Source organism: Streptomyces hirsutus, from assembly GCF_001418415.1.
Classification (GTDB): Bacteria; Actinomycetota; Actinomycetes; order Streptomycetales; family Streptomycetaceae; genus Streptomyces; species Streptomyces hirsutus.
On sequence record NZ_LIQT01000231.1, the window covers coordinates 1 to 9,463 of the forward strand.

Consider the following 9,463-nt stretch of genomic DNA (forward strand, 5'->3'; position numbering starts at 1 on the left):
GAACGAGGTCGCGTTCTCCAGGAGCTCGGCGAGCAGATGGCTGACGTCGTCGGCGGCGAACCCGGCGATGTGCGCGTGCGGCGGCAGCGCCGCGATGCGGACCCGCTCGTAGCGCTCGATCTCGCTGACCGCGGCCCGTACGACGTCGACGAGCGGCACCGGGGCCGCCGAGTGCTGGACGTGTTCGGTGCCGGCGAGGACGAGCAGGTTCTCGCTGTGCCGGCGCATCACCGTGGCGAAGTGGTCGAGCTTGAACAGGGTGGCCAGGCGGTCCGGGTCGTCCTCGCGCTCCTCTAGGCCCTCGATGACGCCGAGTTGCCGTTCGACCAGACCGAGAGTGCGCAGCGCCAGGCTGACGAAGGTGCCGCCGATGCTGCTGCGCAGCTGCTCCAGGCGGGCGGCGGACTCGGTGACCTGGGTGCGCAGCTCCTCGCGGGCGTCGGCCATCCGCTGCCGCTGCGCGACGAGGTGCTTGCGGTCGGCCTCCAGTGTGGTGATCCGCCCGGTGAGCTGTGCGGCGTGCGCGTGCAGGGCGTTGACGGAGCGGACGACCTGGGCGAACTCGTCGTTGCGCCCGGTGAACGCGACCGGTTCCTCCACGGCGGGGTTCTCCGCGCTGGCGAGCCGGGCGGAACCGCGGCGCAGCACGGACAGCGGACGGGTGAGGGTGCGGGCCATGGCGGTGGCGACGCCGACCGCGAGCAGCATGAGGGCGCCGAGGAGGGCGACGCGGATCTCGAGCGCGGTGACGTCGTCGTCGCGCAGCTGGGCGAGGTCCTTGGTGCGCTGCTCGAAGAGGGCGGACTCGATTCCGCGCATCGCCTCCACGCGGGCGGTGAGCGCGGCCGCCAGCTTCTTGGAGCCGGTGGCGAGTTCCTCGTCGGAGAGGGTCGGCTGGTCGGTGAGGTTCTTGAGGTACTTCTCGGCGGCGTCGACCTCGGGGCCGGTGACCGTGGAGTCGTACGAGGCGCGGGCGGCCTTGGGCGCCGTCTCGCGGAAGTCGGCGAGCGCGGCGTCGGAGCGCACGCGGGCCTGGAGGGCGGCCGCGGTCAGCGCGTCGCGCCGCTCGGCGTCGGCGTCCGACGTGGAGGTGGCCGTGGTGGGCAGACCGGTGAGGGGGTCGATCACGGTCTGGGTGGTGCTCGGCACGTTGAGCGCGGCGAGCAGCAGCCCGCGGGTGGCGGCGGCCTGCTGGACGGCGGTGTCCAGTTCGGCGAGCGCGTAGGAGCCGGAGCCGGCCCGGGGCGGGGTCTCCTCCGCGAGCTGCTCGGCGAGCCGGTGCAGCTGGGTGATGGCGGTGGAGTACGCCTGGTGCGCCTCGAGCGCGCTGCTCTTGCCGGAGAGCGCGGCCCTGCGCAGGGCCGCGATGGCCTCGAGGTCGTCGCGCATCGCGGCCGAGGTGCCGGAGTCGGCGCGCAGTTCCTCGACCTGCCGGTCGACGCGGACGCTGTGCTGCTCGGTGGGCGCCTTGGCCTTGGGGCGGCCGGCCGCGATGTAGGACGTCACGTCGTCCCGCTCGTCGGCGAGCGAGTGCGCAAGGGCGAGGGCGTCCTGGGTCTGCTCGGCCCGGGTCACCAGGTTCTGGGAGTCGCTCAGCTGCCCGGAGGCGGTGAGCAGGGAGGGCGTCCCGGCGCCGGCGATCGCCGCGGCCACGACCGCGACGGCCACGATGAGCCGGTTGCGCACATGGGTGGGGCGGCCCCGGCCGACGGTGGGCGTCTGCTCAGCGTCTCCCGCGGGGGGCGTCTGCTTGCCTGTGCGACGAGGCCGCGTCTTCTGCACCGGTGCTCGCATTCCTGACTCGTGTACCCGTGGGTCGGGGTGACGTCCCGTCAACAGGCGCCTACGCCCTGCCCGTATCGAGGGCGTACGCCTTGGCGGACGGCCGGTCGCGCTCGGGCAGCGAGACGCCCCCGTCGCTCCCCGACCCTCCCAGTGCCCATGGGCACCGCACGCGCATCACCTGACCCGCCACTCGAAGGAGTGAACATCGGAGGCGAGTTGGGGAGCAAGTCGCGCGATCTCCCGCAGCGGCCCATCACGGCACGCCGGTTGGACGTCTGCGGCGGCCGATGGCAGGATTCGCCGCCACGCGCCCGAGGAGTGCTGCAATCCCACCCAAACGCGGCGTCTGACCTGCACGGCTGCCGGTGTCCGGCGAGCGGTGGGGGCCTTCGGGAGCCCTTGTGGAGGGGTCGTGCAGACTGGCCGGATGCGTACGGAACTTGTCTCGGAGCCCGGGGACGCGGCCCTTCCCAACGAGGACTTCGCGAGTATCGGGCTTCCGGCCTCCGGACAGGGCGGTTCCCTGGTCCTGCTGGACGGGGTCACGCCGCCGCGGGACGGCACGGGGTGTCGGCATTCGGTCCCCTGGTTCACCGCGCGCCTCGGCGGGGCGCTGGCCGAACTGACCGTTTCCCTCCAGGATGTCCCCCTGGCGGACCTGCTCTCCCGGGCCGTGTCCCGTACCGCCGGGGCGCACGCGAAAACCTGTGACCTTTCTCACCCCCGTACGCCCCAGGCGACGGTGGTGCTGGCGCGCTGGTCACCGGAGTCGGTCGAGTACCTGGTCCTTTCCGACTCCGCCCTGCTCGTCGAGTCCCCGGGCGGCACGATCACCGCGCTGCTGGACGACCGGCTGGCACGGCTGCCCCGTTCGGCGCTGGCCACGGACGCGCTGGTGGACTCCACCGTGCGCAACAAGGAGGGCGGCTTCTTCACCGCGGCGGCCGATCCGTCGGTCGCGGTGCGCGCGGTCACCGGGACGCTGCCGCGCGCCGAGGTGCGCGCCCTGGCCGCCCTGACGGACGGGGCCACCCGCTGGGTGGAGAAGTTCCGCGAGGGCGACTGGGCGGACTGTCTCGCCCTCGTCCGCAAGGAGGGACCGCAGGCGCTGGTGGACCGCGTCCGGGCCCTGGAGCGGGCGGACACGGACCGGGTGCTGCTCGGCCGGAGCAAGACGCACGACGACGCGACGGTCGTGTACGTGGAGTTCTGAGCCCCCGGCTCCCGGCGGACGGGCGGCCCGGGCGGCTCCCCGGTGGCCGAGCGGCCCGCGCCGGCTCCCGCTACTTCTCCATCCCCCGGTTCAGCTGGTGCAGCAGCCGCGCGAGTTCCGTGACCTCGTCGGGGTCCCAGTCGGCGAGGCCGCGGGCGTAGCGCGCGCGGCGGGCCTCGCGGACCCGGCCCGTCCGGCTCCGTCCCTCCGGGGTGAGGTCGACCAGCCAGGCGCGGCCGTCGGCGGGGTCCGGTTCACGGGTGACGAGCCCGAGTTCCTCCAGGGCGTGCAGCTGGCGCGACATGGTCGCCTTGCCGACGCCGATGAAGGCGGCGAGTTCGGTGGCCCGCTGCTTGCCGCACTCGTCCAGACGGACGAGCAGCCCGTACGCGGACGGTTCCAGGTCGGAATGGACCGCGCGGGACATCTCGCCCTGGCTGGCCCTGGCGCGGCGCAGCAGCACCGTCAACTCTCTTTCCAGCGCGAGGAATCCGGGCTGTTCCACACCGTTGTCGGGCACCTGCGACGAGGTGTCCTCACCGCCGCCGTTTCCGCCTTCGTGCACGTCAGTCCCTGCCTCGGTTCACCGGTCGTCCATGTTCCCACCCAGTGGCGGCGCCACTGGAGCTCCACAAGTATTTCGCAGGCCCGGCCCGACCACCGCTTCCGACCACCGCTTCCGACCTGCGGCACTTCGCCCGTGGCCTGTCCCGCGTCGCGGTCCGTGCGCGTCGCGTTCCTGCTTCCCCGGATTCCCCACCGAGTACCTCCGAAGATCCGTCACGCCCGTGCACAGATCCGGTTCCACCCGTCTCCGCGCGTTCACGACCGGCGCGGCGGTCCTGCTCGCGGTCCTCTCCCTTCCCCGTACGACTCCCGCGGCCGGGTCGGCCGGGGGCGCCCCCGACGTCCCGCCGCGCGGTTCCGCCCGCCTGGGGCATGGGCGTCGCCGCCCAGGCCGACTGCTTCGCCGACCGCGGCGGCGCCTGGTCGCCCGACGGCAGGACGCTGCCGGGCGTGCTCGACATCGAGTGGACCCCCTACGGAGACGCCTGTCACGGCACGTCGCGGAGCGCGATGGTCAGCTGGATCCGTGACGTCCTGGACCGGTACCGGGCGCGCACCGGCCGCGACGCCGTGATCTACCCGGCGACCAGCCGGTGGCAGCAGTGCACCGGGAACCACGCCGGGTTCGGCACCACCCGCCCGCTGCGGGTCGCCCGGTACGCCGCGACCGCGGGCGAGCCGCCCGCGGGCCGGGCGTCCTGCACGAGGTGGCAGTACACCTCCACCGGCCCGGTGGTCGGGGACCACGACCTCTTCAACGGCACCGTCGACCAGGTGCGGGCCCCGGCCCTCGGCTGACGTCGCCGGCCCGCGCCGCCGGCCCCGGTGCCGTGGGGCGGCGGCCCGGATCTCCCTCACGGGATCCCGGCCGCCGCCCGTCCGGTGACGCCGTCACACCGCCACCGGAACCTCCGGCGCCGCGCCGTTCGTCGCCGGCGAGAGCGCCAGTTCCAGGACCTGGCGGACGTCGGTCACGGCGTGGACGTCGAGCCCGTCCAGCACGTGAGCGGGGACGTCGTCCAGGTCGGGCTCGTTGCGCTTGGGGATGATCACGGTGGTGATCCCCGCCCGGTGCGCCGCGAGCAGCTTCTGCTTCACCCCGCCGATCGGCAGCACCCGGCCGGTCAGCGAGACCTCACCGGTCATCGCCACGTCCGTACGGACCAGGCGCCCGGAGAGCAGCGAGGCCAGGGCGGTGGTCATCGTGACGCCGGCGCTCGGGCCGTCCTTGGGCACCGCGCCCGCCGGGAAGTGGATGTGCGCGCCCCGCTCCTTCAGGTCGCCGACCGGAAGCTCCAGTTCGGCGCCGTGGGACCGCAGGAAGCTCAGCGCGATCTGCGCCGACTCCTTCATCACGTCGCCCAGCTGACCGGTCAGGGTCAGTCCGGCGGCGCCCGTCTCCGGGTCGGCCAGGGACGCCTCCACATAGAGGACGTCACCGCCGGCACCGGTCACCGCGAGCCCGGTGGCGACACCGGGGACGGCGGTGCGGCGTTCGGCCGGTTCCTGGGCGGACTCGGGCACGTGGTGCGGCCGTCCGATCAGAGCGCGCAGATCACCGTCGCCGACCGTGAGGGGCAGCTCCCGCTCGCCCAGTTCGTGCTGGGCCGCGACCTTGCGCAGCAGCCGCGCGATGGACCGCTCCAGGGCGCGGACGCCCGCCTCGCGCGTGTACTCGCCGGCCAGCTTGCGCAGCGCGCCCTCGTCGAGGGTGACCTCGTCGGTGGCGAGCCCGGCGCGCTCCAGCTGACGCGGGAGCAGGTGGTCGCGGGCGATGACGACCTTCTCGTCCTCGGTGTAGCCGTCCAGGCGGACGATGTCCATCCGGTCCGCCAGCGCCTCCGGGATGGCCTCCAGGACGTTGGCGGTGGCGAGGAAGACGACGTCCGAGAGGTCCAGCTCGACCTCCAGGTAGTGGTCGCGGAAGGTGTGGTTCTGCGCCGGGTCCAGCACTTCGAGGAGGGCGGCGGACGGGTCGCCCCGGAAGTCCGACCCCACCTTGTCGATCTCGTCGAGCAGCACCACCGGGTTCATCGACCCGGCCTCCTTGACGGCCCGCACGATCCGGCCGGGCAGCGCGCCGACGTACGTACGCCGGTGGCCGCGGATCTCGGCCTCGTCGCGGACGCCGCCGAGCGCGACCCGGACGAACGTGCGGCCCATCGCGTGGGCGACGGACTCGCCGAGGCTCGTCTTGCCGACGCCGGGCGGGCCGACGAGGGCGAGCACGGCACCGCCGCGGCGGCCGCCGACGACCCCGAGCCCGCGCTCGGCACGCCGCTTGCGCACCGCCAGGTACTCGGTGATGCGTTCCTTCACGTCCGTCAGACCCGCGTGCTCGGCGTCGAGCACGGCCCGGGCGCCCTGGATGTCGTACGCGTCCTCGGTGCGCTCGTTCCACGGCATCTCCAGCACCGTGTCGAGCCAGGTGCGGATCCACGAGCCCTCGGGCGACTGGTCGGAGGAGCGCTCCAGCTTGTCGACCTCCTTGAGCGCGGCCTCACGCACCTTCTCCGGCAGGTCCGCGGCCTCGACGCGGCTCCGGTAGTCGTCGGATTCCTCGCCCTCCTGCTCGCCGTTCAGCTCGCGCAGTTCCTTGCGCACGGCTTCCAGCTGACGGCGCAGCAGGAACTCGCGCTGCTGTTTGTCGACACCGTCCTGGACGTCCTTGGCGATGGACTCGGCGACGTCCTGCTCGGCGAGGTGGTCGCGCAGCTGCTGGGTGGCGAGCTTCAGCCGGGCCACCGGGTCGGCGGTCTCCAGCAGGGCCAGCTTCTGTTCGGTGGACAGGAACGGTGAGTAACCGGAGTTGTCGGCGAGGGCGGAGACGTCGTCGATGGCCTGGACGCGGTCGACGACCTGCCAGGCGCCGCGCTTGCGCAGCCAGGCGGTGGCGAGCGCCTTGTACTCGGTGACCAACTCGGTCACCTGGCCGGGGTAGGGGTCTCCCTTGCCCGGACGGAGCGGGGACCCCGGGGAACGCTCCGGCACGGTCTCCTCGATCCGGGTGCCCTCCACCCACAGCGCGGCACCCGGCCCGGTCGTCCCGGCGCCGATCCGCACCCGGTCCCGGCCCCGGATCAGGGCGCCCGGGTCGCCGTCGGCCAGCCTGCCGACCTGCTCGACCGTGCCCAGGACGCCGGTGGCGGCGTAGGTCCCGTCGATGCGTGGCACCAGCAGGACCCTGGGCTTCCCGGGCTCCGACGTGGCGGCGGCCTGGGCGGCCTCCACCGCGGCGCGCACCTCGGAATCGCTCAGGTCCAGCGGGACCACCATCCCGGGCAGCACGACCTCGTCGTCGAGCGGCAGCACGGGCAGGGCGAGTGGTGTGGACTCAGCAGCCATGATCTCCCCTTCGGCAGTCAAGTTGAGTTACACCGGCTCAATGCTCCTGAGCCCTTGATTGTTCCCGGCCCGCGGGCTGCTGCGTTCGCTCTCAGCGATCATCCGGCGACCGGGGAGCGAAGGGCGCTCCTCCGGACCGCCGGAGCCCGCCGGGAGCCACGGAGGCCGCCGGGGACCGCCGGGCACCGCCCGGGGCGGCCCTGAACGAGGGGGGCGCTCCGCCGGACGGGGAGTGCTGCCAGGATGAACGCATGTCCACCCCCTACGACATTCCCGAAGTCCTGGACCGCCGCGAGGGCCCGTACGGGGAGGTGGTGCTCCGCCGGCACGGCAGCCTGCTGCAGATCATCGCGAACGGCTGCTTCCTGATGGACACCTCCGACGGCCGCTCGGAGCGCCTGCTGGTCGACGCCGCCCTGGCCGCGCTCGACGCCGCCGACACCCGCGCGGGGCACGGTCCGCGGCAGGAGCCGCACGTCCTCATCGGCGGACTCGGCGTCGGCTTCTCCCTCGCGCACGCCGCCGCCGCGCCCCGCTGGGGCCGCATCACGGTGGTGGAGCGTGAACCCGCCGTCATCGAGTGGCACCGCGCGGGCCCCCTGGCCGAACTCTCCGCGCGCGCTCTCGCCGACCCCCGCGCGAGGATCGTCGAGGCCGATCTGGTGACGTACGTCCAGGAGACGTCCGACACGTTCGACGTGCTGTGCCTCGACATCGACAACGGCCCCGACTGGACCGTCACCGAGGGCAACGACGGGCTCTACTCCCCCGCCGGACTCCGGGACTGCGCAAGGGTGCTGACGCCCGGCGGAGTGCTCGCGGTGTGGTCCGCCCAGCCGTCCACGGATTTCGAGGGAACCTTGCGGAATGCCGGGTTCCAACAGGTGCGTACCGAAGAGATCCCCGTTGCCCGGGGCGTTCCTGACGTCGTGCACCTCGGCGTCCGCCCTGGATAGCAAAGCCGTGGTGACTCCCCGTACGCTGCTGCACGGACGCGGATCATGCAAGCGTCAATCGCAGTCATGCGCAGAAACGGATTCACCCCACGGATTCCGGAAAGCACACTTCAGGGGCGGGCGATGGAGCAGACACACACCTCCCACAACGGCACGGCGGCGACCACTCCGGGCGCACAACGCCGGGTCCTGGTGGTCGAGGACGACGCGACGATCGTGGACGCCATCGCGACCCGCCTTCGTGCCGAGGGATTCCTGGTGCAGACGGCGGGTGACGGTCCGTCCGCCGTCGACACGGCGGAGGCCTGGCAGCCCGACCTGCTGATCCTCGACATCATGCTGCCGGGCTTCGACGGCCTGGAGGTCTGCCGGCGCGTGCAGGCCCAGCGACCGGTGCCGGTGATGATGCTGACCGCGCGCGACGACGAGACCGACATGCTGGTCGGGCTGGGCGTCGGCGCCGACGACTACATGACCAAGCCGTTCTCCATGCGGGAACTCGCGGCTCGCGTGCACGTACTGCTGCGCCGCATGGAGCGGGCGGCCCTGGCGGCCTCCACCCCGCGCAGCGGCATCCTGCGCCTGGGCGAACTGGAGATCGACCACGCGCAGCGCAGGGTGCGGGTGCGCAGCGAGGACGTCCATCTGACGCCCACCGAGTTCGACCTCCTGGTGTGCCTGGCGAACACCCCCCGCGCGGTGCTCTCCCGGGAGCAGCTGCTGGCCGAGGTCTGGGACTGGGCGGACGCCTCCGGCACCCGGACCGTCGACAGCCACATCAAGGCGCTGCGCCGGAAGATCGGCGCCGAGCGCATCCGTACCGTGCACGGCGTGGGCTACGCCCTGGAGACGCCGACGCCATGAGCGACGGGCCGGCCGCACGGAGAGGCCCCGGGGACCCTCGTCCCTGGGGCGGCGTCCGCCCGTTCTCCATCAAGACCAAGCTGGGCGCTCTGGTCGTCATCTCGGTGCTGATCACCACCGGGCTGTCGATGATCGCGGTGCAGACCAAGACGGAGCTGCGCTTCATCACGGTCTTCTCGATGATCGCCACCCTGCTCATCACCCAGTTCGTGGCGCACTCCCTCACCGCGCCGCTGGACGACATGAACGCGGTGGCCCGGTCCATCTCGCACGGCGACTACACCCGCCGGGTGCGCGAGCACCGCCGGGACGAGCTGGGCGACCTGGCCCAGACCATCAACGTCATGGCCGACGAGCTGGAGGCCCAGGACCATCAGCGCAAGGAGCTGGTGGCCAACGTCTCGCACGAGCTGCGCACCCCCATCGCGGGTCTGCGCGCGGTGCTGGAGAACATCGTCGACGGCGTCACCGAGGCCGATCCCGAGACCATGCGCACGGCGCTGAAGCAGACCGAGCGGCTGGGGCGTCTCGTGGAGACGCTCCTCGACCTGTCCCGCCTGGACAACGGGGTCGTCCCGCTGCGGCGGCAGCGCTTCGAGGTGTGGCCGTATCTGTCCGGTGTGCTCAAGGAGGCCAACATGGTCGCCTCCGCACGCGCGGGCATGACCACCGGCTCCGGCGGCCTGACGTCGAGACTCAGGTGGACGTCCTTGCGCGTGTGGCCGCCGGAGCC

Annotated in this window: 8 protein-coding genes; 5 read left to right on the plus strand and 3 right to left on the minus strand. The window is 72.9% G+C overall.

The genetic code is table 11. The features are described 5' to 3' along the window. A partial coding sequence (locus AOK11_RS18320; RefSeq protein WP_240497387.1) for a sensor histidine kinase occupies positions 1-1,782 on the minus strand: 1,782 nt, incomplete at its 3' end. Between the two features lie 430 nt (positions 1,783-2,212). On the opposite strand from AOK11_RS18320, the gene AOK11_RS18325 reads away from it, so the two are divergent. Then, on the plus strand, positions 2,213-2,998 hold the full coding sequence (locus tag AOK11_RS18325) for a protein phosphatase 2C domain-containing protein (protein WP_055594799.1): 786 nt from the start codon (positions 2,213-2,215) through the stop codon (positions 2,996-2,998). A gap of 70 nt (positions 2,999-3,068) precedes the next feature. On the opposite strand, the gene AOK11_RS18330 is transcribed toward AOK11_RS18325, so the two are convergent. Then, the gene (locus AOK11_RS18330; RefSeq protein WP_055594800.1) at positions 3,069-3,563 is read right to left on the minus strand and encodes a MarR family winged helix-turn-helix transcriptional regulator; all 495 of its coding nucleotides are present in this window, start codon (positions 3,561-3,563) and stop codon (positions 3,069-3,071) included. A 140-nt stretch (positions 3,564-3,703) separates the two neighbouring features. On the opposite strand from AOK11_RS18330, the gene AOK11_RS46770 reads away from it, so the two are divergent. Beyond that, on the plus strand, positions 3,704-4,363 hold the full coding sequence (locus AOK11_RS46770; RefSeq protein WP_420902998.1) for a GH25 family lysozyme: 660 nt from the start codon (positions 3,704-3,706) through the stop codon (positions 4,361-4,363). Positions 4,364-4,456: 93 nt separating this feature from the next. Here the strand turns inward: AOK11_RS46770 and lon are convergent, their stop codons facing one another. Further along, on the minus strand, positions 4,457-6,910 hold the full coding sequence (lon, locus tag AOK11_RS18340; RefSeq protein ID WP_055594802.1) for an endopeptidase La: 2,454 nt from the start codon (positions 6,908-6,910) through the stop codon (positions 4,457-4,459). A 251-nt stretch (positions 6,911-7,161) separates the two neighbouring features. Here lon and AOK11_RS18345 point away from each other — a divergent pair, with 251 nt between their 5' ends. The 3 genes from AOK11_RS18345 to AOK11_RS18355 all read left to right on the plus strand — a co-directional run. After that, entirely contained in the window at positions 7,162-7,866 is a 705-nt protein-coding gene (locus AOK11_RS18345; RefSeq protein ID WP_055594803.1) for a spermine/spermidine synthase domain-containing protein, read from the plus strand. Between the two features lie 123 nt (positions 7,867-7,989). Further along, positions 7,990-8,730: a response regulator transcription factor gene (locus AOK11_RS18350; protein ID WP_055594804.1), complete on the plus strand. Its 741-nt coding sequence runs from the start codon at positions 7,990-7,992 to the stop codon at positions 8,728-8,730. Then, positions 8,727-9,463: HAMP domain-containing protein (locus tag AOK11_RS18355; RefSeq protein WP_055594805.1), on the plus strand; the 737-nt coding region annotated here is incomplete at its 3' end. The genes AOK11_RS18350 and AOK11_RS18355, both read left to right, overlap by 4 nt.